The sequence below is a fragment of the Actinomycetaceae bacterium MB13-C1-2 genome (assembly GCA_035621235.1).
GTDB lineage: Bacteria > Actinomycetota > Actinomycetes > Actinomycetales > Actinomycetaceae > Scrofimicrobium.
The window spans coordinates 1,234,671-1,261,055 of record CP141731.1 but is presented as its reverse complement, the minus strand read 5'-3'; the positions used below and the strand labels follow the sequence as shown (position 1 = coordinate 1,261,055).

Genomic DNA, 26,385 nt, shown 5'->3' with positions numbered 1-26,385 from the left:
TCGGCGATGTACTCGAAGACCTAATTGGCGCCGAGATTGACACCGAACTAAAGGCAATTCGCCCAATTGCAAGCGCCTCATAAGAGCGGCTGTCTTCCGCGCGCAGATGTCCCCTCGAAATCGTAGACACCTGCGCCTACTTGTTTGGTAGAACTCGGCACTCGAAAACCCGATACAAATACCAAAATCTAGGTGCAGTCCTTGGCGTTACGACTTTGTTGCGCTAGTTGCCAAAGTCTGTGAAACGTGGGACGCGCCAGCGCTAACGGCGTGCATTGCCGCACCGTCAACCACCGGCATCGTGGGTCCAGGTACAGACGCGGTCGTCGCCGTAGTAGCAGCCCCAGTAGTACCAGGAGCGGACGTAGCGGCACTTGTGGCCGTGGCAGATCCAGACGCGGGCGCCACCGCGGGCACAGTCCCAGCGATGGCCGAGGCAACAGCAACCTTCGTGGCCTCTCCCGTCGAGCTCCCCAGAGTCAGCCCACGCTTCTTCCTGGATGCCTCATCCCAGAAGTAAACGACGGTCGCAATCACAAACACTGCGGCGGCGACCGCGATCACCTTCCAGTTGAAACCAGTGAGAACGTACAGCGAACTAACCAATGCAAGTCCCGCTACCACCCACGCGCGAGCGCCCTTCAAAGACATCGCACCAGGAGCACTAGGCATCTTCCGCAGCTTCACGACCGCGAGAATTGTCGGCACGTACTGGATAAAGTTCGCGCAAACCATACAGGTCGCCAGGAACACGTATGAGCCGGTCCAAAGAAGTGCCGCACTGACAACGACCGTGAGGATGATCGAGACGAAGGGCGCCCCAAACTTGTTGTTCTTAGCAAAGATCGGGGGAAGCAGGTTGTGCTCATCGGCGAGGGTTGAGGCAATAACCGGCACCTCAAACGCGGAGGTAAAGGCAACGCCGAACACTGACACGGCACTGCCAACGATGATTATGTAGTAGCCCCACTCTCCGACGCTCTTTAGCATCGCCTCGGCCACCGGGATGGTCGACTTCGCTGTCTCTGTTCCAAGGTTGCCAACCACAACGAACTGAACCAGCAAGTAGATGGCGGTGACCGAGAGCATGATTGAGATCAGCGCACGCGGAAGGTTCTTCTGCGGATTCTTCATCTTTCGTGCCGCTATTGGCAGGAACGAGAACCCGGTGAACATGTAGAAGACAATCGCGTATGTTGTGCTGAACTGCTCCACCACGCTCCCGCCGTGAGCCGCAGAGACGGGTCCGAGGTTCGCCCATTTCATAAAGAAGACGCCAACTACAACAAAGAAGAGTGCCGCGCCGATCTTTGTGGCGGAGGACAGGTTGCTTACCCACTTGACGCTCTTCATTCCGAACCAGTTGATGAGCCCCAATAGCACGATCAGAACGGTGCCACAAATGATTGAGAGGACATCGCTCTTAAGCGCCGGGATTACGTTCCTGAAAATTCGAATTAGTGCTGCAACCTCAGCGGCGATTGAAACGATGCCGGAGAACCACATGAAAAAGCCAACTTGGAATCCAGTGAACTTGCCAAAGGCCGTGTACGAGTAGAGCCAGGCTCCACCTCCCCCGCTGAACTTCCCGGAAAGGTCCGCGTAGCAGAACGCGATCAACGTCGTGGCGATACCTGCGAACAGGATCACCCCCATGCCAAGAAGGAATCCTGCGTCCTCGTAGATTTCTTGGGGAAGGAGGAAAGTTCCGGAGCCAATGATGCCGTTTATTCCCAGTAAGAAGATAGAAATAAAGGAGAGCTTCGCTACGCTCGCCCCTACATTTGTACTACCTTTTGTTCCCTGACTTGGAGCGCTCATCACAACCACCTTTCTGCGATCCTTACCAGTGTGCTACATGTTGAGTTCCGAATTCCCAAAGAACCGAGGTTTGACCGGGGGACATATATTTCTTACCCCGGCTTCCGGTGTTGCACTTTACGTTCGGATTCCTGCATCCTGGGCGCAAGGTCGTTGAGCAGTATCGATTCTTCAGACGTCGAGAGTGCTGACCAGCCTTCGGTGCATGGGAGCAGAATTCCGGTTCCCTTGATGCTGTGAGGGTGGCATTCCAAAACAACATCTACCCGGACGGACTGCCACAACGACGATGACAACAAAGGAGTCCCCATGTGCCGCTGGCTCGCCTATCACGGCTCACCAATCACCATTGACAAGCTTCTTACCAAGCCAAATCACTCGCTTGTCGACCAGAGCATCAACGCTCGCCACCTTGCCCTGCCCGGTTTTCCTCTCGCAGAGCAGTTCAGGAACCACGACTTCCCAACCAACGGCGATGGCTTCGGCATCGCGTTCGTTGGTCGCGAAGGCAAGATCGGACAGTTCCGCGAGATCACACCTGCTTGGGATAGTCATAACCTACACAGCCTCGCCGAGCAGATCGAGACGGGCACACTTCTGGCGCACGTCCGCGCTGCGCCGGGAGGATCAATCGCCGAGGACAATTGCCATCCCTTCGTCCATGACGGATGGATGTTTCAACACAACGGCGGTGTTGGGGGCTTTGAGAAGATGGCCCGCGATTTGCGCATGGACGTGGACCCAGAACTCTACCCGTTCATCATGGGGAATTCGGACACCGAAACCTGCTTCTACCTCGCCCTCACCTATGGTCTTGCTACAGATCCGGTCGGCGCAATGCTAAAGCTCAATGACCGAATCGAAAAGGCTCGCGTCGACAACAAAGTGACCGATCCTTTTACCGCCTGCATGGCGGCTTCGAACGGTGATGTCCTCGTCACGATGCGTGTTTCAAGCCGTGAGAACTTGGGATCAGGTCCGGTGCCGGAGTCCCCCTCGCTTTATCACGCCCACGGAGCCGCAAAGGTACGAATGGCTGATGGGACGGAAGAGTGTCTGCCCGAGGACACTCAACTCGTCTGCTCCGAACCGCTTGAGTTGGACTTCAGTGACCACGAGTGGGTTCCGGTTGAAGACCGCACAATCTCACTGTTCCAGACAGGCAAGGAACCACAGCACACAAGCATCCCGGTCAACTAACAACGGGACCAAATCAACACGAGGCACAAGTAACGGGGGCGAGGTTCCCAAAAGGAATCCCGCCCCCGTTACTTCGACTGGATCGGCGACCTAGTGCCTAATCTTCAGCCTGGATCCGCTTACGTTTGCTAACGCTTAGAGCCAGCAGGCCTACTATCAGGAGACCTGCGGCCAATCCACCAATCGCTATGGCATTGCTACCAGTCTCCGGCAACTGCTCTCCGTAATTCCCACCGCTCGGCTTCTCCGTACCTGGTTTCTCGGCACCGGGCTTCTCCGTACCTGGCCCTTCTGCCTCAGGGATTTCGACAACCACAGGGGTTGAAGGATCCTTCCCGTTTTCGGTCTGAGTAACCTCTAGGCTCGTGCCAGGATCCTGCGGCTCAACAAACGTACAAGACCAAGACCCATCAGGACCCACAGTCGCAGTACAAACCGTCTCACCACTACCCGGATCAGTAATCTCAATCTCCGCACCCGGAACACCAGTACCCGAAGCACCATCAGTAGTAACCTCATCAACCACCGGAGGCACCGACACCTCAGGAACCACCACCGGCGGAACCACAACATCAACCGGACCCGAAGGAGACTTACCCGGCTCCGTCTGCGTACCCGTCAACTCAGTCTCAGGATCCTGCGGCTCAACAAACGTACAAGACCAAGACCCATCAGGACCCACAGTCGCAGTACAAACCGTCTCACCACTACCCGGATCAGTAATCTCAATCTCCGCACCCGGAACACCAGTACCCGAAGCACCATCAGTAGTAACCTCATCAACCACCGGAGGCACCGACACCTCAGGAACCACCACCGGCGGAACCACAACATCAACCGGACCCGAAGGAGACTTACCCGGCTCCGTCTGCGTACCCGTCAACTCAGTCTCAGGATCCTGCGGCTCAACAAACGTACAAGACCAAGACCCATCAGGACCCACAGTCGCAGTACAAACCGTCTCACCACTACCCGGATCAGTAATCTCAATCTCCGCACCCGGAACACCAGTACCCGAAGCACCATCAGTAGTAACCTCATCAACCACCGGAGGCACCGACACCTCAGGAACCACCACCGGCGGAACCACAACATCAACCGGACCCGAAGGAGACTTACCCGGCTCCGTCTGCGTACCCGTCAACTCAGTCTCAGGATCCTGCGGCTCAACAAACGTACAAGACCAAGACCCATCAGGACCCACAGTCGCAGTACAAACCGTCTCACCACTACCCGGATCAGTAATCTCAATCTCCGCACCCGGAACACCAGTACCCGAAGCACCATCAGTAGTAACCTCATCAACCACCGGAGGCACCGACACCTCAGGAACCACCACCGGCGGAACCACAACATCAACCGGACCCGAAGGAGACTTACCCGGCTCCGTCTGCGTACCCGTCAACTCAGTCTCAGGATCCTGCGGCTCAACAAACGTACAAGACCAAGACCCATCAGGACCCACAGTCGCAGTACAAACCGTCTCACCACTACCCGGATCAGTAATCTCAATCTCCGCACCCGGAACACCAGTACCCGAAGCACCATCAGTAGTAACCTCATCAACCACCGGAGGCACCGACACCTCAGGAACCACCACCGGCGGAACCACAACATCAACCGGACCCGAAGGAGACTTACCCGGCTCCGTCTGCGTACCCGTCAACTCAGTCTCAGGATCCTGCGGCTCAACAAACGTACAAGACCAAGACCCATCAGGACCCACAGTCGCAGTACAAACCGTCTCACCACTACCCGGATCAGTAATCTCAATCTCCGCACCCGGAACACCAGTACCCGAAGCACCATCAGTAGTAACCTCATCAACCACCGGAGGCACCGACACCTCAGGAACCACCACCGGCGGAACCACAACATCAACCGGACCCGAAGGAGACTTACCCGGCTCCGTCTGCGTACCCGTCAACTCAGTCTCAGGATCCTGCGGCTCAACAAACGTACAAGACCAAGACCCATCAGGACCCACAGTCGCAGTACAAACCGTCTCACCACTACCCGGATCAGTAATCTCAATCTCCGCACCCGGAACACCAGTACCCGAAGCACCATCAGTAGTAACCTCATCAACCACCGGAGGCACCGACACCTCAGGAACCACCACCGGCGGAACCACAACATCAACCGGACCCGAAGGAGACTTACCCGGCTCCGTCTGCGTACCCGTCAACTCAGTCTCAGGATCCTGCGGCTCAACAAACGTACAAGACCAAGACCCATCAGGACCCACAGTCGCAGTACAAACCGTCTCACCACTACCCGGATCAGTAATCTCAATCTCCGCACCCGGAACACCAGTACCCGAAGCACCATCAGTAGTAACCTCATCAACCACCGGAGGCACCGACACCTCAGGAACCACCACCGGCGGAACCACAACATCAACCGGACCCGAAGGAGACTTACCCGGCTCCGTCTGCGTACCCGTCAACTCAGTCTCAGGATCCTGCGGCTCAACAAACGTACAAGACCAAGACCCATCAGGACCCACAGTCGCAGTACAAACCGTCTCACCACTACCCGGATCAGTAATCTCAATCTCCGCACCCGGAACACCAGTACCCGAAGCACCATCAGTAGTAACCTCATCAACCACCGGAGGCACCGACACCTCAGGAACCACCACCGGCGGAACCACAACATCAACCGGACCCGAAGGAGACTTACCCGGCTCCGTCTGCGTACCCGTCAACTCAGTCTCAGGATCCTGCGGCTCAACAAACGTACAAGACCAAGACCCATCAGGACCCACAGTCGCAGTACAAACCGTCTCACCACTACCCGGATCAGTAATCTCAATCTCCGCACCCGGAACACCAGTACCCGAAGCACCATCAGTAGTAACCTCATCAACCACCGGAGGCACCGACACCTCAGGAACCACCACCGGCGGAACCACAACATCAACCGGACCCGAAGGAGACTTACCCGGCTCCGTCTGCGTACCCGTCAACTCAGTCTCAGGATCCTGCGGCTCAACAAACGTACAAGACCAAGACCCATCAGGACCCACAGTCGCAGTACAAACCGTCTCACCACTACCCGGATCAGTAATCTCAATCTCCGCACCCGGAACACCAGTACCCGAAGCACCATCAGTAGTAACCTCATCAACCACCGGAGGCACCGACACCTCAGGAACCACCACCGGCGGAACCACAACATCAACCGGACCCGAAGGAGACTTACCCGGCTCCGTCTGCGTACCCGTCAACTCAGTCTCAGGATCCTGCGGCTCAACAAACGTACAAGACCAAGACCCATCAGGACCCACAGTCGCAGTACAAACCGTCTCACCACTACCCGGATCAGTAATCTCAATCTCCGCACCCGGAACACCAGTACCCGAAGCACCATCAGTAGTAACCTCATCAACCACCGGAGGCACCGACACCTCAGGAACGAACGCGGCGTCAGTGTTTGCCTGATCTTCAGGCGATACTGGGACCCCGTTCAGCTGGACTGTAACTGGGAAAGTTCCTGGCACTGTAGACGTGATAGCAGCCACGTACTCTGAACCCGAACCCGTGAAAGCGGCGACATCCGCAGCATCTGCATCACCGACAAGGGTGGCGTCACCCAAGAGAGCAAGGTTGCCGTGGGCATCGCGAAGCGTCACCGTTACGGTTTGTTCATCCGCACCGTTCGCGTAGATATCGGCGTTTTCGGAGACAATATATGTCGATGTGGATGGGTCAGGAGCTCCAGCTCGGAACTGAATCTGACCGTAGCCGGTATTGGCTTCAACCACATCCCCGTGCCGAATGTATTGACCCGCAACGGATCCCGCAACCAGGTAGCTGTCGGCCGTCGTTGAGGAGTATGAGACCGTTGCCATCCCAGTGTCGTCCGTCGACGCGACCTGCGTTCCCAAGTCATCACTCTCGAAGCTGACCTGTGTGTCACCGACCGGGTTGTCATACTGGTCGAACAGGTAAGCGGTCACCGTGCGAATCTCGGTGCCGTCTGCAACAGCTGTGCCAGTCTGACCCTCAATACGCGTGTTCGGGTTCGAGAAGTCAACCGGGCCAGCCTTGAATGTTGCATCCGTATTGTTCGCAACCACGACTCCAGTGCCCTTGTAGGCCACCGAAATTGGGAAGACGCCAGCTAGGGTCGATGACACAGTTGCCTCATACACACCGTTTCCTTTGTCCTCAAAGTCCGAGAACGTGAAGCGATCCCCATCGACGTCCGGGTCTCCCAAAGAAGCATCAAGGTCCCCAGCGTCGATAGCTACTGGATGTCCTTGCTCGTCACGTGAAATAACGGTGATGGTGACTGTTTCGGAGCCGTCTGCTACGGCAATATTGGTGTCGACGTCGTAGGTCTGCTCGCCATCTCCAGCAACAAACTCTAGTTCCGCCGGACTCCCCTTCGTGATCCCACTTGTACCAACGGCAGCAGTAACCTCATGGAGCCCTACGTCGCCCGATGTGAACTTAACAGAGGCCTGGCCATTCGTTCCCGTGGACACGGTCGCCGTTCCGCTAGCCAGCGACAACTCCGACGGGAAAGTGAACGTCACGTTCTGACCACTGATGACATTGCCGTACTTATCGACGACCGTGGCAGTTACCGTGCCTTCGGCGGTGCCATCGGCCAGGATTGGATCCTCGGTCGCTGTCAGGTAGGAGCAATGCTCCGAAATAGCGCAGTCGAAGTTAGGCTCTCCAACCACAAACGCCGCAGTGTCGTTATCTAGCACCGGAACTTCGTCACCGTCGTAAGTGACCTCCAGCGGGTAACCACCAGGCTTCGTTGACGTGACGGTCGCCGTGTAGACACCTACACCCACGCCCTTCTGAAAGCTTGAAGTGCTCAGGACTCCATCGGGATCGTTCGGAAGGACGAGCATCAATTTCGCCAAGTCTGTATCCGTCAGATCGATAGGGTTACCTTCTGCATCATTCATCTGCACGGTGACGGTGTGGTTCTCTCCGACGGGCTTGTTCCCCGTTGAAACATTGAACTCCGAATCGTCGGCAGACGGAACTTGCTCCCACTCTAGGATGATCAGGCCATGGTGACCATAGCTGTCCGGGCCGGTCGCGAGTCCACCGCCTACACCGGGCTCGTACGTAACCTGAGCCGAGTATTCGGTAGGAACCGCATACGAGATACCCCCTGCTGGCTCGGTCCAGGTCGAACGGGAACCGGCGATACCATTGCCGCCGTCCATACTATTGACAAGTTGTCCGTCATCAACCACATGGCTGGAACCTCCGCCACCGGCTCCCGGATACGGGACCGACGGGATGGCCGGCATCTGAATGGCATCTATGCAACTGCCGCCACCGCCACCGTACCAGCCAGCACCGCCACCCCCACCGCCATAGGCGGTCACCAATTCGGTGGGTAACCCAGTCTCGGCCTCGCCTCCGGTTCCACCCCGCATCGGGGTTCCAGGTTGAGCCGGATATGCGCACGGAGCGTATCCTGCTGCCCCGCCTTGAGCACTAGTCCCACCTTTCCCAGCAAAAGGCGCAGAGGTAGCATTTGCACCAGTTGCGACACCACCTCCGCCTGCCGCAGAGCGCCCGGCAGCTCCCTCAGGAACCCAAGTCCCGGCACCACCGCCACCGCCCGCGACCACCAAGGCGTTCTGTTGCTCAATACTTGGCGAAGTCAGGACCGCTGATAAGCCTCCGCCCTGCGAACCGTTCTGCCCCCACTCGCCTGGCTGCATATTTTCTCTAGGGGTAGCATCCAGAGGACCACCCATCGCTCCGTTGCCAAAGCCATAAGACTTACCCTCATACACAGCGGAGTCAAAAACGGCTTCACCGGTAACACCACCCTGGCCAACAACCAACGACAGTTCGTCTCCCGGCTCTACCGGCACCTTTGCTTCAAGGTAAGCCCCACCACCGCCGCCAGCGGCATCTAGACTCACCGATCCATCGTCATGTATACCGCCACCACCGGCACCCCATACCCTGGCCGTAACTTCCGTTACACCAGCGGGGACAGTCCACGACTGCATACTCCCCGTGTAGGAAAACACGGCTGATCTTGCGTAAGGGTTCTCTTCGGCGATAGCCGATGGCGCTAGCCCAATTCCTGCAGCGATAGAAGTCGCAACAAGAGCTGCCGCACCACCGGCGGCGGCGAGCCTTTTGAGCCGCCTGTTCTTTTCGTATCCAATGTCTGTAGACACTTGGTATCCTCGCTCTGTTCGTTTGTCCTGCCAAAATAGGTCGTACGAAGGTTCTAGTAGTAGGCCCCATGTGATGGTGTTTCTGGAGATATCACGTAGTCCGAACTTCCATCTTCCGCACGCCCGCCCGTGAAAGCTGGCATTGTGCTTCAAAAGCAAGTTAATTTGGCCGCGTCGGGCAATGCAATGCTGCACGGATGTGAAAACCGAATGTGATACCCGCAGAGCGCTTTCACATCGCAACACGTAGTGACCGCATTGATCTGTCCAAATATTGCAATGGCGGGGCTACTTGCTATCTTTGGGCGTTCACGCGTCACCCCCGCACAGCACTGTGAATTCAGCCACAGTGTAGAAGAAACGATTTGACACGTGTGTGTCGTTCTGCACCTTTTCGAATATCGGGCCTTTTGTGAACGCCTCAGACAGACACGGTGATTGTCTCAATAAAGTAGTCGATTGCGTGTCCAAAATCATCAATCAGGTCGCCCATGCATCACTCGCAAGACTCTATCCTCGGCGTATCGTTCTCGTCCACCACTGATTAGTGTCAATATGCCAGTGCTTAGGATCCTGCAAACTCTGAAACGCAAAAACAAACGGGACGCGAAAAGAGGCCGTCCAGAAGGACGACCTCTTTTGCCTTGAGTTCTACTGACCAGGTCAGCAGGAAACTACTTCAGGGTGACGGTACCGCCAGCAGCCTCGATATCGGCCTTAGCCTTCTCAGCATCTTCCTTCTTGGCACCCTCAATAATGGTGGACGGAGCTCCGTCAACCTTCTCCTTGGCTTCCTTCAGGCCCAGACCGGTCAGGGCGCGAACCGCCTTGATAACGGCGATCTTCTCAGAGCCGAAGGAGTCCAGAACAACGTCGAACTCGCTCTTCTCTTCCACTTCTTCAGCGGCGCCACCGGCTGCAGGAGCAGCAACAACAGCGGCTGCAGGAGCAGCAGCGGTAACGTCGAACTCATCCTCGAACAACTTCACGAAGTCGGAGAGCTCGATCAGAGTCATTTCCTTGAACTGTGCAATCAGTTCCTCATTGGTCAGCTTCGCCATGATTATTCCTCCCAGAAACGAAAACTATTTTGAACTTTGTTGAGAGCTCGCCCGACCTAGGCGGCTTCCTGCTTTTCACGCAGGGCATCAACCGTGCGTACCAGCTTCGAGGGCAGCGCGTTGAACGCGTACGCCGCCTGCGAGATCTTAGCCTTCATAGCGCCTGCGGCCTTCGCCAACAGAACATCACGGGACTCGAGATCAGCAAGCTTCTTTACTGCCTCATTTGATAGGGCAACTCCGTCCATGGCACCAGACTTCAGTACCAGAGCGGGGTTAGCCTTCGCGTAGTCGCGGAGAACCTTGGCAGCCTCAACCGGCTCGCCGCTAATAAAAGCAACAGCGGTCGGACCCGAAAGGTCTTCCTCAAGGAAATCAAGACCGACGTTCTTCGCCGCGATTGACGCAAGAGTGTTCTTGACGACCTTGTACTCGACGTCTCCGCCAAGTCCGCGACGCAGCTCCTTCAGCTGACCTACGGTCAGTCCGCGGTATTCGGTCAGAACCACCGCACCTGAATCACGGAACTTGTCGCTCAGTTCTTCAATAACTACTGCTTTGTCCATCTTCGCCATCTTCCACCTCCTGACGATTTCGATAACTACTTCGGACAACGAAGCCCCATCGAAACGGAACCTCTAAACAAAAAACCCGGCACGCAGACGCATACCGGGAAACTGGGAGAACCCATATTCTCTATACACACCTGCATCGGTGACTTCGACCAGTGGTGATTGCTCACCGCCAGGTACCGATGGTCTTTGGCTGCGTTTAGCTTAACAGTCGAACCTCACCTCAACCGACCTAATTGCCGGTGAACCTGCCCACAGCCGCGTTTTGCCCTGTAGTTTGGTTCCAGTTGTACGAGGTGGCACCCCAGCTCAAGGAGGAACCGTGGGAAAGAAAAAGGACGAGGTCGTCGAGGTTGACTACGAAGCGATAGCCGCACCAACCCTAGTTCCGCCAGGGTTTCACATAACTGATCTGCAGAAACAGTACGACCCGGCTCGGCTGCCGAAGAAACTCGACAAGGCGAAAGGAAAGGGCGCACTCAAGGTTGCGAAGGCTGAACTGGCCGAGCTACAGGACAAGTTTTATGCGGACGGTGACCGCTCGCTCCTCGTAATCCTCCAGGGCATGGACGCGGCGGGAAAAGACGGCACGATCAAGCATGTCTTGCAAGGAGTGAATCCGCAGGGGATCGACGTGTATTCGTTCAAATCTCCCTCGTCCTTGGAACGATCTCACGACTATCTGTGGCGGCACGAGATTGCGACTCCGGTTCTGGGGAAAATCGCGATTTTCAACCGTTCGCAGTACGAGAATGTGTTGGTCACCAAGGTCCATCCTGAGTATCTTTGGCCGAAGACGTCGGCGCCAACACCGGATGACATCTGGGCGCAGCGCTACCAGGAGATAAATGACTGGGAGAAGCGCCTAACCAACCAGGGAACCGTCATCGTCAAGCTGTTCTTGAACCTGTCCAAGGATGAGCAGGCAAGGCGATTCCTCTCGCGGGTGGACGAGGAGGACAAGAACTGGAAAGTCTCCCCCTCTGACATGGCTGAGCGTGCGTACTGGGACGACTACCTGCAGGCGTTCACGGACATGTTGAACAACACCTCGACCGAGTACGCCCCGTGGCACGTGCTACCAGCGGACCATAAGTGGTTCCTCCGGCTTTCGACTATCGCAGTTATCTTGGAGGCGATGCGCGAGATCGACCCGCAGTACCCGGAAGTCTCGGACGATGTGAAGCAAAATCTGGAGCAGATGCGAGCGGCATTGAAGGCCGAACTCTAGCCTGCGCGGACGCGCATATCCTGGTTGGTCAATCAAACAGGGGCAGTCGAGCGATGAGAAGTCCTCCACGGATGTTGCCTGCAGACTGTCCATTTTCAAGGGGAAGTCGAGCGATGGGAAATCCTCTACTGAGTGGGGCGGTCACAGACTGGCGACTTATGCGCGGTGTTGCCGCGAACCGGACCATTCGGCCGTTTGCGCACGGGAGGCGCCCAGGAACAGGAAAATAGTCCGAGTTGCGGACGGAAAAGAACCAGAATCCGGGGTCTCGGCACTGACCCCTCTGGCTAGGACCTATTGAAGCGAACGAAAGCGCGTAGTTCCTCATTCGGGACGTCCCTGATCTCCGCGAAACCGAGTGATTCGTAGAACGCTCGCTGGGCCGGTTCATTGTCGGTAAGAAGAACCTGCTGATGGACGTGTTCGTAGGGAAGAAAAGCTTCCCGAATCAGCCATGCACCGATGCCGCTTCGCTGCCAGTCTGGGTGGACAAGGACGTCCTGCAGATAGGCGATAGTGTGTCCGTCGCCGACAATTCGAGCGAGGCCGACAAGCTGATCCTCTTTCGAGTGCGCCGTCACGACCCGCAGAGAACCCTTGACTCCGTCAACAAGACGCTCGGGATTCTGGGTGTATGAACTCCATCCGACCGCATCATATAGGTCTAACAACTGCTCGACCGGGGGAACCTTTCCTGCGGTCACTCGAACTTCAGTCATGGCTGACTCCTAACCTGATCGCTGGGCCGGGCGCTAGCTCTGAGCCTAGTCTGCGAAAGGCAAATACGACTACCGTGTTGGTATGACAACGCAGATCTGGACTAACGTTCGCTCAGAATCACTGGAAATGCAGACAACCCTTACGGTGGTGACGCCGGAGGGAGACACAAGTAATCCAGTTGCTTGGCCTGAAGTGGAACCGGGCCTGCTGGTGCTGCTTCACGGCCTCACCGGTAACAGTGCCCAATGGCCTGTTAGAGCAGACTTGCAGCCGGTCGCGGACCGATTCAACCTGGTGATAGCGACGCCTGAGGGCCAGCGCTCGTTCTGGATCAATCAAGAATATGGGCTGAGGTACGGGGATTGGGTGGGAGTTGAACTCCCCGATCTGATCCGGCGAACCCTACGAATCTCAGCATCTCGGGATGACACTCTGGTGGGTGGACTGTCGATGGGAGGATATGGCGCATTCCGGGCAGCTTTCGATCATCCAGATGTGTATAGCGCGGCGTTCTCGCTATCAGGGTGCCTTGACGTCGCGGACGAGGAGTGGCGCGAACGTCACCAAGAGCTCTACCTGGCCGGTTTCGGCAGTCCCGAGTACCCTCGACCAGAGGACGATCTGATCGCCAGGCTTCAGGAAATGTCGGTGGTGCGCGATGCTGGGCAACCGCGTAGCACGAGAGTGGAGCAAACCAACAACAACCAGAGGCAACATCCAGACAATGGCGGGACTGCACAAACTGGCACCGAGCCGATCCCCCCAAGTGTGTCTTCGGATGGAGCGGACGAAAGCACCCCAGCCTCGGCGACGCAAGGACAATCCCGAATGAAGCTCTTCGCTTCGTGTGGCACCGAGGATGCACTACTTGACCAGAGTCGACTATTTGCGGAGGCCGCTGGGGCAGCCGGGGTCGAGCTTGAGTACCAAGAGGGTGCGGGCGACCATAACTTCGAGTTCTGGAGCCACTGGCTTCCGATAGCGCTGGACCATCTGATCACCCGCTGAGACAGTAGTGCCCTTAACCAACCGCGCTTCTCCCCTCGTTGGGTTTCCCAATCACATGGGAGCTTTTGGTCCGAATCCGCCGGGAGCTTTTGCTTCGTAATCTGCCGTGCGCAGATTCATGTGACTGGAGTACGCCCCCCGACGGTCGAAATCCGGGGTGTCAATGACGATCCTGTTGCTGACACCCCGGGTTCTGGCCTCGGCACCATCCGGGCTTGCTTACCTTCAGCACTTCGGGGTTGTTGACGCTCCAGGTTCTGGCCTCGGCACCATTCCGCCGATGACTTCCAGCCTGGTGGACGGCCTCTTGGTCCGGAGATCCTGCGCGTCAGTTCCTACCTGCTCAGAAAGGTCCTAGCAGCGACCGCCCTCATGCTCACCCAACGCGCCGTTTCCTACCTGCTCAGAAAGGTCGTAGGGCTATTGTCGGCAGCAGCGCTGTACATACACGGTCCCCACCTGCTCAAAGGGGTCCTATCGACGACCGCCCTCATGCTCACCCAACGTGTCCGTTTCCTACCTGCTTGGAGGATTCCCTGCAGAATGCTGATTGACGCCCGGCGTTCGCCACTTGACCAGACTTCACTTCCCCGCAGATTTACGTCAGGCATCATCTCGTTGCACATAATACGTCAGACATAGTATGTTTGACGTATTAGTACTGGGTGACATTTGGGGACGAGTCCAGTGGACAACATGGGAGGCGAGGGCATGATCAGCGGCGATGCAATCCGCGGCTATATCGACATCATGATTCTCTCGATGCTAAGAGAAGGCCCCTCATACGCCTACGAGATGGCGAGACAGATCTCGCGCGAGGCCGAGGGATCATATTCGATCAAACAGACGACGCTCTACTCGGCGCTAAAGCGACTAGAGAGTACCGCCCATGTGGAGTCATTCCCCGGCAAGTCTGAGTCCGGAAAGCCACGCACGTACTACCAACTTACCGACGAGGGGCGTGAACTCTTCGTCGCAAAGTGCGAGGAATGGGAACAAACCAAGACCCTCGTCGACCGCTTCGTGAAAGGAGTCCTCTAATGGAAATCCTCGACAATTACCTGGACACAATGTTCTCTCGGTATCCGCTTACTGACAAGACGGAAGAGGCGAAGCGCGAGCTTCGCGCCATGATGGAGGACTCATACAACGGCGCACTCGCGGCGGGGCACTCCCCGAACGAGGCATTAGGCCAAGCTATCTCCGAGTTCGGCAACATTGAAGAGGTGGCACCACTCTTGGGTCTCAGCCCCAAGACTTCAGGGATGACCGGCACGCCCGCCCAATACGAAACCTGGCAGTCCTCGCCGTGGGCGGCTCCCTCCGTATCCAGCGAGGCTGGAGAACCGGGCGTCGCCGGACAGTGGGGCACCGCGGGAACTTGGGGCACGAGGACAGAGTTCGACCCAGCGAAAACACAGGCCACCCTAAGAGAACCGGGCGTCGCCGGACAGTGGGGCACCGCGGGAACTTGGGGCACGAGGACAGAGTTCGACCCAACGAAAACACAGGACACCCTAAGAGAGTCCGGCATCGCCGGACAGCGGGACACCGCGGGAACTCAGGGCGCGAGAACAGAGTTCGACCCAGCGAAAACACAGGCCACCCTGCGAGAGTCCGGCCGCCGTGCCATCACGCTCGCGCAAGCAAAAAACTATGCCGAGGTTATGAGACGAACCCGATGGATGTCTGGGATTGCAGTGGCCCTATTAGTTGTTTCCCCAGCTGCCCTAATCGGATTTGCAGTCGCGTTCCCAGACGACCAAAGCCCACGATACGCCCTTGGGCTAATCGTTGGTTTCATGGTTCTGTTGCCGCTGGTCGGGGTTGGAGTCGGACTGCTTGTTTGGCGTGGGCAACAGCTCGCACCTTTCCACCGAATCACTGCTTCCCTTGATTACTGCACTCCAGAGGTCGAACAGTTCGCCACAAGCTTGCGGCAGGAGCATTCTGGGGCGAGGACTCGCGGACTTATCATCGCAATTGCGGTCTGGATTCTTGCGGCGTTCCCAATACTCTCAGCGGGTATCTTCACGAGCGGGTGGGAACAAGAGCGGGCGGATCCCCTGATCGCAATCGGTTTGGTGGTGACCGAGTTGCTAGTAGCCATCGGACTCTTGGTTTTCCTACCGAGCAACTGGGCGGATTCTGCGGCAACGAAGTTGCTAGTTACCTCGCCCGAATCGGTACAGGATGAATACACCGAGTTTCTCACCGACAGATATCCGACGTGGGTTCGAGCCGTCTTCTCCGCGTTCTGGCTGGTGATCACGTCCGCCTATTTGGCTTGGAGTTTCCCGACGGGCGACTGGCATCTCACCTGGATCATTTGGCCAATCGCGGCAGTCCTGTTTGCAGCATTCACCGCCGTTATCACCGCGGTCTACCCTCCGGAAAAGCCACCTAACAACTAGCGATCAAATTCGGCCTATCGTGGTCCGACTGCTATGGCTTCCTTTGGTCATAAAAGTCGCCCCCGGCACCGCGCACTAAGCGCAGCACCGGGGGCGAGCCGTTTTGCTTAAATCAGCCAAGACGGCCAGTCGAACTAGGCTTCTTCCTCAGCCACCAGGTCACGAACCTTCGCTGGGTCAACCGGGATACCGGGACCCATCGTGGTGGAGACATTAGCCTTCAGGATGTAACGACCCTTGGAGCTCGAAGGACGCAAGCGGAGGATTTCCTCAATCAACGCCGCATAGTTCTCGGTCAGAGCCTTCGCGCTGAAGTCCGTGTTACCCAAAACAACGTGAACGTTGCTGTGCTTGTCAACGCGGAACTCGATACGGCCGCCCTTGATGTCAGTGACAGCCTTCGCCACATCCATGGTGACGGTGCCGGTCTTCGGGTTGGGCATTAGTCCACGAGGGCCGAGGACGCGTCCGAGACGACCGACCTTACCCATCATGTCCGGGGTTGCTACCGCGACGTCAAAATCGGTGAAGCCCTTCGAGACCTCTTCGATTAGTTCATCGCCACCGACAATGTCGGCGCCTGCTTCTTCAGCCTGCTGCGCTTTGTCGCCCACGGCGAAGACTAGGACCCGTGCAGTCTTGCCTGTGCCGTTGGGGAGGGAAACGGTGCCACGAACCATCTGGTCGGCCTTACGAGGGTCAACTCCAAGACGGAACGCACCTTCAACAGTAGAAGGGAACGAGGTTACGGAAGTCTCCTTAGCGAGCTTCATAGCCTCGGCGGGGGTGTACAGGACACCGGGCACGATTTTCTCGGCCGCTGCCTGGTACTTCTTTGAGCGCTTTGCCATCTGCTTCTCCTTGCAGTTGTGGTCTACGGGCTGCGCAGCCCTGCCACTAATAAAAGTGATGCGGGTCGGGGACTAGCCCTCGACCTTGATTCCCATTGAGCGGGCAGTGCCTGCGATGATCTTCGCCGCAGCGTCGATATCGTTTGCGTTCAGGTCGGCCATCTTGGTTTCCGCGATCTCACGAACCTGAGCATCGGTCAGCGATCCGACCTTGTCAGTGTGAGGAACAGACGAGCCCTTTGCAACGCCAGCGGCCTTCTTGATCATCTCTGATGCCGGAGGGGTCTTGGTGATGAAGTCGAAAGAACGATCCTCATAAACCGTGATCTCAACGGGGACGATGTTGCCACGCTGCGACTCGGTAGCCGCGTTGTACGCCTTGCAGAACTCCATGATGTTGACGCCATGCTGGCCAAGTGCCGGGCCGACTGGCGGCGCGGGGTTGGCCTGACCGGCGGCAATCTGGAGCTTGATAAGTCCAGTTACCTTTTTCTTCGGTGCCATGTATACGGGTCCTTCTTAGTGTTTCGATTAGTGATCCCAGAACTGGGGCCACTGGTTTGTCGCGACTTTGCTCTTGCCTCGTTCGAAGCAAGTCACCCGGGCAAACGGGAACGCAAAGCGCACGCAACGAGCAATCTTACCGCCCCAACGAGGGGGGTAATGACCGTCGTGCCTAACCTCACCTACTACGAGGTCATCTTCCTTACCTGCTCGAAGCCGAGTTCCATCGGAGTCTCGCGCTCAAAGATGGTGACCAGAACCTTGAGCTTCTGGGTTTCGGGCATGATTTCGGAGATCTCGGCGGTCATTTCCTCGAACGGACCATCGGTGACGATTACAACCTCGCCCACCTCGAAGTCCACGACTGCCTGAGCCTTCTTTGTCTTTGTGACCTTGACCTCCTGGCCAACCAAAAGGCCGGGAGCGAGCATGTCCACAACCTCGTCCACCTTCAACGGCACCGGGTTGTACTGGTCACCGACGAAGCCTGTGACCGCTGGAGTTTCTTTGACGACGCGCCAAAGCTCGCCATCCATCTCCTCGTCAAAACCGGTTCCACGCATCTGAACCAGGCAGTATCCGGGGAAACGTACGCGCATGACCTTCTTACGCACGGTATTACGGATCTCAGTGACCTCTTCAAGAGGAACCTCGACGCGCGGAATCATCCGGCTCATGCCCAGATTGTCAATGCGCTGCAGGAGGTTAGAGCGAACCTTACGTTCGTGGCCGGAGTACGTGTGGATGACGTACCACTCGCCACCATCCTCGATTAGCTCTTGGCGCAGCGCCTCGACAGCGTCCACTCCGTCGGCTTCCTCCGCGTACTCCTCGGCCGCCTCGGATTCGATTTCCTCCTCGGCCTCTTCGAGGACCTCGTCTGCGATCTCCATCGCAGAGGCCTCAAGCTGCGCGCCATCAACCTCTTCCCGAAGTTCCTCAAGCTCTTCAACGACAGCTTCGGCCACGCCTTCTACTTCAAGTTCGTCTTTCATAAGTTCTTCCGAGATCGTTTCTAGTTATTGGTCAGTATGGGGCCCGGTCGGATGGAGGATCTTTCTCCTCCACACCCTCGGAGAGGTACGCGTCGATTCCGCCTATCGCCTCAACGTCATCGTCCATGTCCATCCACTCAGTCGGATTGACGTTTTCGCTTGACACTTCGCTTTCGGGCTTCTTCTTGTCGGCCATTTTCCCTCCGAACAGTCCTGGTACACCGCTGAAAAGAAACCCGCCTAGCAGTTTCCTGCTGGCGGGTTATCGGATCAACCAAATACTAACTTAGAAACCTGTCCAAATGCCAGATCAATGACGCCTGTGAAAACCATCATCGCGGCAACGAATACGATCACGACCAAGAAGTAGGTCCAAAGTTCTTCTTTTGAGGGATAGTGAACCTTCTTTAGCTCCCCGATCACCTCTTTGAGGAAAATTACAATCCGCTGGAAGATATTTGGCCGCTTCTCATCCTCCACGTCGTCGCGGCGACGTGTTGCCTCACTCTTCGTACGGTCTTTGCGACCTACCTGCGCGTTCGAGGGCAGCTCGGGTAGGGCGTCATCCCCGCCTGGAAGGCTGGTCGTTTGGCTCACACTGGCTCCGTTCGATTACTGCAATACTCCTGAGTCCAGACTACCTCTAGCCGGAGAAACCCGGCCGAAATGTAATCAGACTGGCAGGGCAGGCGAGACTCGAACTCGCAACCGCCGGTTTTGGAGACCGGTGCGCTACCAATTGCGCCACTGCCCTATCCACGTCCGCACCCAGGAACAAGTCCGAAAGGCACAGGAACGCTTTGCCGATTGTAGTTTGGGTACTCCGTCCGTGTCCAACGGAGCCGTCTGATCTCACCATCCCATTTTTCTGAGCCAACCCTACAAAGCGGTAACGAACTCTGGCAGTCTTTAGCTGTGAGTAAATCCTTGAACCATCGCGCATCAGCGCGTCTGAGCGCTATCGCTCCGTCCGCAACCCTAGCCGTCGACGCCAAGAGCAAAGCTATGAAGGCAGCCGGCGAACCTGTAATCAACTTCGCACCAGGTGAGCCGGATTTCCCCACTCCCGAGCACATTGTTCAGGCAGCGCTCCAGGCCGTCACGGATCCTGCCAGCCACAAATACACCCCGGCTTCCGGACTCCCAGCTCTCCGTCAAGCAATCGCAGACCGAGTTGGCGTGTTCGGTGATGCCCCGCTTTCTCCCGCTGATGTCATCGTCACTAACGGAGGTAAGCAGGCGGTCTTCCAAGCGTGTGCGGCAATAATCGACGATGGGGACGAGGTACTGCTCCCCGCTCCATACTGGACCACGTACCCTGAGACGATCCAGCTTGCAGGCGGTGTCACCGTTCCGGTTGAGACCACATATCAAACCGACTATAAGGTCACCGTAGACCAGCTTGAAGCCGCCAGGACCGACAAGACAATCGCGATGATTCTCTGCTCACCTTCGAACCCAACGGGCGGTGTCTACACACCCGAGGAGATCCGCGCGATCGGCGAGTGGGCCCTCGAAAATGGTGTCTGGATCATCTCGGATGAGATCTATGATCAGCTCACCTACGACGGCACGGTTGCCGAACCTGTCTGGCGGGCGGTCCCCGAGGTCGCAAACCAGACCATCGTTGTCAATGGTGTCGCAAAGTCCTACTCAATGACCGGGTGGAGGGTTGGCTGGATGTTCGGCCCCTCCGATGTCATTAAGGTTGCGAATGCTTTCCAGTCACATCTCTCCTCAAACGTCAACAACATCGCTCAGAAGGCTGCAATCGCCGCGCTGACCGGCCCACAGGAGCCGGTCGAGCAGATGCGTGAGGCATTCGATCGACGCCGCAAGTTGATTGTCGAATTACTGAAAGAGATTGGTGGTTTCGATGTTCCGACCCCAACCGGTGCGTTCTACGTCTATCCCTATGTGGGCCGCGTTTTGGGGAAGACCATCGGTGGGGTGAAAGTTGAGTCCTCGTCAGACTTGGCCGAGGTGATTCTGGATCAGGCCCAGGTCGCCGTTGTTCCAGGTGAGGCTTTTGGAACCCCGGGATACCTTCGTCTTTCATATGCAGTCTCGGACGAGGATATCGCCGAGGGCATCGGCCGCATCGAAAAACTGATGTCGACGGCGGAGTAGCATCCAGCTATCCGCTACAAGGTTCTGCAAGACTGTCGCCAGCCAGGCATGGTTAGCTGCGGGTTCTTAGAGCGGGTGCCGAAACTCGGGGTGTCGATGACGATTTGCTCGTTGACACCCCGGGTTTCGTCCTTTCTTGTGCCTCCTCCAGATCCAGGCCGATATGAAGTACTTACGGTGCGAACTTGCGACCTATCGCCCCCCGATCTGGTTCGTAGACCGAGTCGGTTAACGGACCACCCGGGCCTTGACTAGATGCGACAATAGGGCACATGGAACTTCAGTCTTCTCTTGTTGCATCCGATGAGCCCCGCGGTAGTGTCCTGATTGCGCACGGGTTCGCAGAGCACCACGGTCGTTACGCCTCGCTCAAACGGGCGCTTAACGAGGCCGGATACGACGTCTGGTTCCGCGACTTCACGGGACATGGTAGTTCGCCGGGAGCAAGGGCCACGGTCGATGTCGGGGCGCTGATCGGAGAGCATCTAGAAGCCCGCAAAGAGCTAAACCGCGTCACTCGCACCGGAAAAAACTACCTGTTTGGGCACTCGATGGGCGGGCTAATTACTCTGGCTTCCATCCTCCTCGACCCGCACCACATCGAAGCTGTGGCGGTAACCGGACCCGCTCTGCGTCCTCTGCCCCACGTGGGCGTCAGGGCCGCTCGCGCCGGGCAGACTCTTGCGCGCATTATCCCGGCCATAAAGTCCGTCACGCTTGACGACACTGTCATTTCTCGCGATCCCCAGGTAGTCGAGGCATATCGGAGTGACCCGCTGGTGTATCACGGCAAAGTTCCCCTGCTGACCGGTTCCTCGATGGTTGTCCAGGGCGACCAGGTGATACGCAATGCCGGGATGCTAGGCGTCCCAACTCTGATCATGCACGGCTCCCAGGACGGTCTGGCCGACGTGGAAGGCTCAGCGGAATTCGCCGAGGCCGCGCCAGAAGGTTTGGTCACGGTGGAAGTGGTCGAAGGGGCATTCCACGAACTCCTAAACGAACCCGAACACGCCGATCACGAATCCACCGTCATTGATTGGTACAACCAGCACTAGATGCAGGCAAGCTAGGTGACCTCAATACCCAACGTGAACTCGAAGAAACGCAATGCACCTCCCGTGACCGGGGGCCGATCTGCGGTCTCGCCGCAGGACTCAGCCAACCCACGTGAGCCCAATACTCCGCGTGACCTAACCACGCTTCCCAAAGCACACCTGCACCTTCACTTCACGGGCTCGATGCGCCCTTCGACGATGTTCGAACTGGCGCACGAACAGGGTGTTCGTCTACCTCCTCATCTCCACGAACAGGATCCGCTTTCTGTGCCCGCCGATGCGCGAGGCTGGTTCCGCTTCCAACGCTCCTATGACTCCGCGCGTCACCTAGTTCGATCCGAGCAGACCATGCGCCGCGTGGTTCGCGAAGCGATCGAGGATGAGGCAGCCGAAGGCTCGGTCAGACTGGAGATTCAGGTCGACCCAACCAGCTACGCTCCGTGGGTTGGAGGTCTCACCCCCGCACTCGAGATCATTCTGGACGAGACAAGAACGGCTTCTGCCCTGAACCAAGTGGACGTCGGAGTTGTCGTCGCCGCCTCCCGGATTCGACATCCGCTAGATGCGCGAGCTCTGGCGCGCCTCGCCACCCACTACGCTGGCGATGGCCCAGGCGAGGTGGTCGGCTTCGGATTGTCGAATGACGAACGCGTCGGAGTCACCTCCGAGTTCTCAAATGCTTTCCAAATCGCACGGAGGGCTGGGCTTGCCTCGCTTCCCCACGGGGGAGAGCTTCTGGGGCCGACCTCCGTTCGTGATGTCGTCAGTCACCTAGCCCCAACTCGTCTAGGTCACGGGGTTCGTGCGGTCGAGGATCCCGAACTGCTTCATCGCTTGGTCGACGACGGGATCAGTTTCGAAATCTGTCCTACATCCAACGTGCAACTTGGCGTCTTTTCGGACGCCTCCCAGTTCCCATTGCGGCAGATGGTGGACGCCGGAGCAACCGTCGCCCTCTCGGCCGATGACCCACTGTTGTTCAGATCCCGACTACTGGACCAGTACGAACTGGCTCGCACCATTCACGGTTTCTCGGATGAGGAACTCGCCGGACTAGCACGCTCCAGCATCACGGCATCCCTCGCCTCCCCCACCCAGAAACTCCAGTGGAACCGACAGGTCGACGAATGGCTGACAAAGTAGTTCCGCAACCACCGAGTTTTCGGCGCCTGATCGGTCAGGAAGCAGATTCCGTCTTCGAGCGCCCCCGTCACCTCTGCCTGGCACTTCAGGACTGGCAACTGGGTTGGCACACTCAGGCGAGAATCAGTCTAGACAGATTTTTTGAGCGATCGTCGGTCGCGGGTTTCCTGGGTTCTCACTCAAACCAGGGCAGTCCGGTTGTGATCCTTCTTCCTGGTGCCTGGGAGCGTTGGGAAGTCTTGAAAACATGGGCTACGGCGCTGATTGAGGTCGGCTTCGATACGCGATTGCTCCCAGAGTTCGATATGCAAGTCGGAACCCTACAGGAACTGGGAGATAGGCTTTCAAGCTATCTTGATTCAAACGATCTACAGGATGTCCTGATCGTTGCTCACTCAAAGGGCGGTCTGGTTGCAAAAACCGTCCTAGTCGGAAATCAGGGGCGGCGAGTCCGTCGAATCATCTCTTGCGGGACTCCTTACGAAGGGGCTCCGATAGCTCATCTTTCACCTGCCCGGCTCAACATGCGTTCTCTTGTTCCGTGGAATAAGGAAATTCAAGATCTTGCGAAGAACTCTGCGGTGAACTCTAAGATTGTTGCGATTCGGGCTGCGTGGGATCAGAATGTCCCCTCGCGGCTGGAGCTCCCTGGAGCGCGGGTGGTAACTGTTCCGGTGGTCGGCCACAACCGGCTACTTACTGCGCCGGAAGCCATCCAGGCAATCGTAAAGTATGCGCTCGATGCAACTGGTGAGTTCGGAAACGGTCAAGGCCAAAACAAAGGGTGATCGGGACTCGGTCGCCCGGCGCAGTGCTCACGTCATTAGGGACGGGTTCGTGGAAGCGGACTAGCGACATACTGCGCCGAGTGCCACCAAGGGTTGTTCAAAATGACCGAAAGCCCTCGCCCCAACCCACGACCATCCTCATCGGCACGGCACAGGGGCAGCGGAGGTGTCCCTGTGCCAACTGGGCTATACCGCGCCGAGTGCCACCAGTGGCGCCAGTAGGATTATCGCCAGCCCTACACCGAGATAAACCATCACGTCAGACCACTTGGAGCGGCTGGCGAACCACGGCTGACCTGGCCAAATCCCTCGTGCCGCTCCCAACGTGGCGATTCCGCAACCCATTGCGATAGAAGCCCGGTAGGGACTCCCGGTCAGAGCAAAGATCAGAACCAAGAAAATAACCAGGGCGCAACCAAGTGCTGTCACGATCCCGAAGACGCGAGCGCTACGTACCGAGGGCGCCCTCTTGCTTCCCCGTTGCATCCTGCTTGAGTTCGGGGGGAAGGGTCGGGTCTCGCTCATGACTCCATTCTCCACCTTCGGATGACCTGTTTGGCCAAGCGAATGGTTTCGCTCTGTGCGCCCATATAGCTCACCGCCACAACCAGACCAAAGACTAAAGACACCATTGGCCAAGCAGTCGGTGTCGGCCCGAGACGAGCCATAAGCTCAGTGCCTAACGCGCCGGTTGACAGCGTAAACCAGCCGCCGATTAGGGCAGAAAATACCAGAAGGGCCGAAATCGCCTCCAGCGCGACATATCGAATATCCGACTGTTTGAGCCATCTACCGCAGAGGACCCCAACTCCAATGGCCAGGACGACCAGTACGAGTACAACCCAGTTTCCCGGTGCCGTACCGGGCACAGCCTGGGTGATGGGGAACGCGGGAAGTGAACCCGAAGCGACCGACGTTGGACTGGATACCTCACCGCCCGAGAGGGTGAAACCTGGGCCAGCGAGCCAGGCAAGACCCCAGCCAGCAAACACCAAAAGATACGAGGCCTGAGTAATCCAAAGCAGGAATGCGGAGAATCCTGAAGCTCCAACGGCTTGCGACACGTGGTTAACATCGCTCCAAGAAGAGAAGATGCTAACGACGAATGCAAGGACCCCGACGAGTGCGGTGACTCCGAACCAGATAAGAGCCAACCGCACCCCCTTCCAAAGCCAGGAGACCTTGGCGGTCCACTCCGGCCATCTATCAGTCTGAGAAACAACGGCCCACGTAGCAGCAATAAGTGCCACGAAGGTCGATCCGATCAGGACTGCGCCCACCTCAGCCGTGCCGGGTGACGATAGGAGGATGACAAGCGATGTGAGTGCGTAGAACGGCACAGCGAACCATTGGGCTGACGCCTGATTGTCCCTCCCCGAGATCATCAAACCTCGCAGAATCAGAATTTCGGCAACGGTCCACAGAAGAGGGATCAGGCTAATCGGTAGTCCGCCAATAGACATTGGCGCACCCAGCGAGAGCGCCCAGTAGTTGGTTCCAATCGAAGCCGCCGCTGAGACATCAACCTCTTGGAACCAGGGGTTGGACCCCTCGGTCAGCAATCCAAATATGCCAAAAAGCGCCGGGACAGCCCATGAGAGCAGTGCGCCCTCCACTCCTGAAAGAGCCGCGCGAATCCATCCCTTCGGCATCCGCACGGTGACAGTCCTGCGACCGTCACCGATTGGTTGCCGAAGGCGATACTCTTGTTCCGGCTCGGCTGCTTCTAGGCCCGGTTGATCTAGATCGGGCCCGCCCGATCCCTCACTCACTCGGTAGCCTTCAACCTCGCATATGCCTGACGCGCCAGTTCAGCGGTTTGGCTGGGAGTTTCACCGACTGACACCCCTACGGCCTCAAGTGCCTCTTTCTTAGCTTGAGCGGTCCCAACCGAACCGGAGACAATGGCGCCCGCGTGGCCCATTGTCTTTCCCTCTGGCGCGGTGAAACCTGCAACATACCCAATGACTGGCTTAGAGACGTTCACGGCGATGTACTCGGCCGCGCGCTCTTCAGCGTCACCACCGATCTCGCCGATCATCACAATCACATCGGTCTGTGGATCGGCCTCGAACGCCTCAAGCGCATCAATGTGTGTGGTACCAACGACCGGGTCTCCCCCGATGCCAACACAGGTCGAAAAGCCGACATCATTTAGTTCATACATCATCTGATAGGTCAGGGTTCCCGACTTCGATACAAGGCCGATGCGCCCGGGACCGGTTATGTCCGCCGGGGTGATCCCGACATTTGATTTGCCGGGGCTGATGATTCCCGGGCAGTTTGGCCCAATCAGTCGAACCCCCTTCTTCCTAGCATGATGCACAAAGGCGACGGAGTCCGCCACCGGAATCCCCTCGGTGATAACGACAACTAGTTCGAGGTCTGCGTCAATCGCCTCGATGACCGCGCCCTTCGCGAACGCCGGGGGAACAAACACCACAGAAACCGTTGCTCCGGTCTGTTCCTTGGCCTCAGCCACTGTGCCGAACACCGGGACGTTGACAGGTCCAGCGACCACCAACCCGGCATCTCCCCTCGGGCCGTATGGTTCCACGTCGAACTGGGCGGAGGTCCCGGCTTTTCGCGGGTTGACTCCGCCAACAATGTTGGTTCCAGCAGCCAGCATGCGGCCGGTATGCTTCATACCCTCAGATCCGGTCATACCTTGAACGATGACGCGATCAGACTCGGTTAGGAAAATAGCCATT

22 protein-coding genes and 1 tRNA gene are annotated in these 26,385 nt (G+C 57.4%); 9 read left to right on the top strand and 14 right to left on the bottom strand.

The features are described 5' to 3' along the window. Positions 1–207: 207 nt before the first annotated feature. On the bottom strand, positions 208–1,821 hold the full coding sequence (locus tag U6G28_05565; GenBank protein WRS31148.1) for an APC family permease: 1,614 nt from the start codon (positions 1,819–1,821) through the stop codon (positions 208–210). Between the two features lie 309 nt (positions 1,822–2,130). Between U6G28_05565 and U6G28_05560 the strand changes: the two genes are divergently transcribed. Next, entirely contained in the window at positions 2,131–3,021 is an 891-nt protein-coding gene (locus U6G28_05560; GenBank protein ID WRS31147.1) for a class II glutamine amidotransferase, read from the top strand. A 97-nt stretch (positions 3,022–3,118) separates the two neighbouring features. On the opposite strand, the gene U6G28_05555 is transcribed toward U6G28_05560, so the two are convergent. From U6G28_05555 to rplJ, 3 genes are all read right to left on the bottom strand, one after another. Next, positions 3,119–9,199, bottom strand: coding sequence for an Ig-like domain-containing protein (locus U6G28_05555; protein ID WRS31146.1), 6,081 nt, complete (start codon positions 9,197–9,199; stop codon positions 3,119–3,121). Between the two features lie 674 nt (positions 9,200–9,873). Further along, the gene (rplL, locus tag U6G28_05550) at positions 9,874–10,260 is read right to left on the bottom strand and encodes a 50S ribosomal protein L7/L12 (protein ID WRS31145.1); all 387 of its coding nucleotides are present in this window, start codon (positions 10,258–10,260) and stop codon (positions 9,874–9,876) included. Between the two features lie 56 nt (positions 10,261–10,316). After that, positions 10,317–10,835 carry a 50S ribosomal protein L10 gene (gene rplJ, locus U6G28_05545; protein ID WRS31144.1) on the bottom strand — a complete coding sequence of 173 codons (519 nt, stop codon included), beginning with the start codon at positions 10,833–10,835 and terminating at the stop codon, positions 10,317–10,319. A gap of 319 nt (positions 10,836–11,154) precedes the next feature. Between rplJ and U6G28_05540 the strand changes: the two genes are divergently transcribed. Beyond that, entirely contained in the window at positions 11,155–12,063 is a 909-nt protein-coding gene (locus U6G28_05540; GenBank protein WRS31143.1) for a PPK2 family polyphosphate kinase, read from the top strand. Positions 12,064–12,350: 287 nt separating this feature from the next. Here the strand turns inward: U6G28_05540 and U6G28_05535 are convergent, their stop codons facing one another. Then, positions 12,351–12,782: a GNAT family N-acetyltransferase gene (locus tag U6G28_05535; GenBank protein ID WRS31142.1), complete on the bottom strand. Its 432-nt coding sequence runs from the start codon at positions 12,780–12,782 to the stop codon at positions 12,351–12,353. Between the two features lie 82 nt (positions 12,783–12,864). On the opposite strand from U6G28_05535, the gene U6G28_05530 reads away from it, so the two are divergent. The 3 genes from U6G28_05530 (at position 12,865) to U6G28_05520 (ending at position 16,205) form a co-directional block, all read left to right on the top strand. Further along, positions 12,865–13,791: an alpha/beta hydrolase-fold protein gene (locus U6G28_05530; GenBank protein ID WRS31141.1), complete on the top strand. Its 927-nt coding sequence runs from the start codon at positions 12,865–12,867 to the stop codon at positions 13,789–13,791. Between the two features lie 711 nt (positions 13,792–14,502). Further along, on the top strand, positions 14,503–14,832 hold the full coding sequence (locus U6G28_05525; GenBank protein WRS31202.1) for a PadR family transcriptional regulator: 330 nt from the start codon (positions 14,503–14,505) through the stop codon (positions 14,830–14,832). Next, positions 14,832–16,205: a permease prefix domain 1-containing protein gene (locus tag U6G28_05520; GenBank protein ID WRS31140.1), complete on the top strand. Its 1,374-nt coding sequence runs from the start codon at positions 14,832–14,834 to the stop codon at positions 16,203–16,205. Before U6G28_05525 ends, U6G28_05520 begins: the two co-directional genes overlap by 1 nt. Positions 16,206–16,339: 134 nt before the next feature. On the opposite strand, the gene rplA is transcribed toward U6G28_05520, so the two are convergent. The 6 genes from rplA to U6G28_05490 all read right to left on the bottom strand — a co-directional run bounded on the left by rplA (position 16,340) and on the right by U6G28_05490 (position 19,309). Continuing rightward, positions 16,340–17,056, bottom strand: a complete 717-nt coding sequence (gene rplA / locus U6G28_05515) for a 50S ribosomal protein L1 (protein WRS31139.1) — start codon at positions 17,054–17,056, stop codon at positions 16,340–16,342. Positions 17,057–17,128: 72 nt separating this feature from the next. Continuing rightward, positions 17,129–17,560 (bottom strand): 50S ribosomal protein L11, encoded by a 432-nt coding sequence (gene rplK, locus U6G28_05510; protein WRS31138.1) that lies wholly within the window; start codon positions 17,558–17,560, stop codon positions 17,129–17,131. A gap of 185 nt (positions 17,561–17,745) precedes the next feature. Next, positions 17,746–18,555, bottom strand: coding sequence for a transcription termination/antitermination protein NusG (nusG, locus tag U6G28_05505; GenBank protein WRS31137.1), 810 nt, complete (start codon positions 18,553–18,555; stop codon positions 17,746–17,748). Positions 18,556–18,586: 31 nt separating this feature from the next. After that, complete coding sequence (locus U6G28_05500; GenBank protein ID WRS31136.1) at positions 18,587–18,751, bottom strand: hypothetical protein; 165 nt, start codon at positions 18,749–18,751, stop codon at positions 18,587–18,589. A 74-nt stretch (positions 18,752–18,825) separates the two neighbouring features. Beyond that, positions 18,826–19,152 carry a preprotein translocase subunit SecE gene (secE, locus tag U6G28_05495; protein WRS31135.1) on the bottom strand — a complete coding sequence of 109 codons (327 nt, stop codon included), beginning with the start codon at positions 19,150–19,152 and terminating at the stop codon, positions 18,826–18,828. An 81-nt stretch (positions 19,153–19,233) separates the two neighbouring features. Continuing rightward, positions 19,234–19,309 (bottom strand) — tRNA-Trp (locus U6G28_05490). Positions 19,310–19,470: 161 nt separating this feature from the next. Between U6G28_05490 and U6G28_05485 the strand changes: the two genes are divergently transcribed. The 4 genes from U6G28_05485 (at position 19,471) to U6G28_05470 (ending at position 23,674) form a co-directional block, all read left to right on the top strand. Continuing rightward, positions 19,471–20,685, top strand: coding sequence for a pyridoxal phosphate-dependent aminotransferase (locus tag U6G28_05485; GenBank protein ID WRS31134.1), 1,215 nt, complete (start codon positions 19,471–19,473; stop codon positions 20,683–20,685). Positions 20,686–20,957: 272 nt separating this feature from the next. Next, positions 20,958–21,743, top strand: a complete 786-nt coding sequence (locus U6G28_05480) for an alpha/beta hydrolase (protein WRS31133.1) — start codon at positions 20,958–20,960, stop codon at positions 21,741–21,743. Between the two features lie 33 nt (positions 21,744–21,776). Beyond that, the gene (locus U6G28_05475) at positions 21,777–22,886 is read left to right on the top strand and encodes an adenosine deaminase (protein WRS31132.1); all 1,110 of its coding nucleotides are present in this window, start codon (positions 21,777–21,779) and stop codon (positions 22,884–22,886) included. After that, positions 22,871–23,674 (top strand): hypothetical protein, encoded by an 804-nt coding sequence (locus U6G28_05470; GenBank protein WRS31131.1) that lies wholly within the window; start codon positions 22,871–22,873, stop codon positions 23,672–23,674. The genes U6G28_05475 and U6G28_05470 overlap by 16 nt, the downstream gene beginning before the upstream one ends. 186 nt (positions 23,675–23,860) lie before the next feature. Here U6G28_05470 and U6G28_05465 read toward each other — a convergent pair whose 3' ends face one another. The 3 genes from U6G28_05465 to sucD are packed head-to-tail and all read right to left on the bottom strand — an operon-like array spanning position 23,861 to position 26,384. After that, complete coding sequence (locus U6G28_05465; GenBank protein WRS31130.1) at positions 23,861–24,199, bottom strand: DUF3017 domain-containing protein; 339 nt, start codon at positions 24,197–24,199, stop codon at positions 23,861–23,863. Next, complete coding sequence (locus U6G28_05460; protein ID WRS31129.1) at positions 24,196–25,446, bottom strand: DUF6350 family protein; 1,251 nt, start codon at positions 25,444–25,446, stop codon at positions 24,196–24,198. The genes U6G28_05465 and U6G28_05460 overlap by 4 nt, the downstream gene beginning before the upstream one ends. Further along, on the bottom strand, positions 25,443–26,384 hold the full coding sequence (sucD, locus tag U6G28_05455; GenBank protein WRS31128.1) for a succinate--CoA ligase subunit alpha: 942 nt from the start codon (positions 26,382–26,384) through the stop codon (positions 25,443–25,445). The genes U6G28_05460 and sucD overlap by 4 nt, the downstream gene beginning before the upstream one ends. Position 26,385: the final 1 nt, after the last annotated feature.

Coding starts and splice junctions, on each gene's coding strand:
- rplL (WRS31145.1), bottom strand. CDS start 10,260: ATGGCGAAGCTGACCAATGAGGAACTGATTGCACAGTTCAAGGAAATG.
- sucD (WRS31128.1), bottom strand. CDS start 26,384: ATGGCTATTTTCCTAACCGAGTCTGATCGCGTCATCGTTCAAGGTATG.
- rplA (WRS31139.1), bottom strand. CDS start 17,056: ATGGCAAAGCGCTCAAAGAAGTACCAGGCAGCGGCCGAGAAAATCGTG.
- U6G28_05525 (WRS31202.1), top strand. CDS start 14,503: ATGATCAGCGGCGATGCAATCCGCGGCTATATCGACATCATGATTCTC.
- U6G28_05470 (WRS31131.1), top strand. CDS start 22,871: ATGGCTGACAAAGTAGTTCCGCAACCACCGAGTTTTCGGCGCCTGATC.
- U6G28_05565 (WRS31148.1), bottom strand. CDS start 1,821: ATGAGCGCTCCAAGTCAGGGAACAAAAGGTAGTACAAATGTAGGGGCG.
- U6G28_05520 (WRS31140.1), top strand. CDS start 14,832: ATGGAAATCCTCGACAATTACCTGGACACAATGTTCTCTCGGTATCCG.
- U6G28_05530 (WRS31141.1), top strand. CDS start 12,865: ATGACAACGCAGATCTGGACTAACGTTCGCTCAGAATCACTGGAAATG.
- nusG (WRS31137.1), bottom strand. CDS start 18,555: ATGAAAGACGAACTTGAAGTAGAAGGCGTGGCCGAAGCTGTCGTTGAA.
- U6G28_05560 (WRS31147.1), top strand. CDS start 2,131: ATGTGCCGCTGGCTCGCCTATCACGGCTCACCAATCACCATTGACAAG.
- rplK (WRS31138.1), bottom strand. CDS start 17,560: ATGGCACCGAAGAAAAAGGTAACTGGACTTATCAAGCTCCAGATTGCC.
- U6G28_05500 (WRS31136.1), bottom strand. CDS start 18,751: ATGGCCGACAAGAAGAAGCCCGAAAGCGAAGTGTCAAGCGAAAACGTC.
- U6G28_05465 (WRS31130.1), bottom strand. CDS start 24,199: ATGAGCGAGACCCGACCCTTCCCCCCGAACTCAAGCAGGATGCAACGG.
- U6G28_05480 (WRS31133.1), top strand. CDS start 20,958: ATGGAACTTCAGTCTTCTCTTGTTGCATCCGATGAGCCCCGCGGTAGT.
- U6G28_05535 (WRS31142.1), bottom strand. CDS start 12,782: ATGACTGAAGTTCGAGTGACCGCAGGAAAGGTTCCCCCGGTCGAGCAG.
- rplJ (WRS31144.1), bottom strand. CDS start 10,835: ATGGCGAAGATGGACAAAGCAGTAGTTATTGAAGAACTGAGCGACAAG.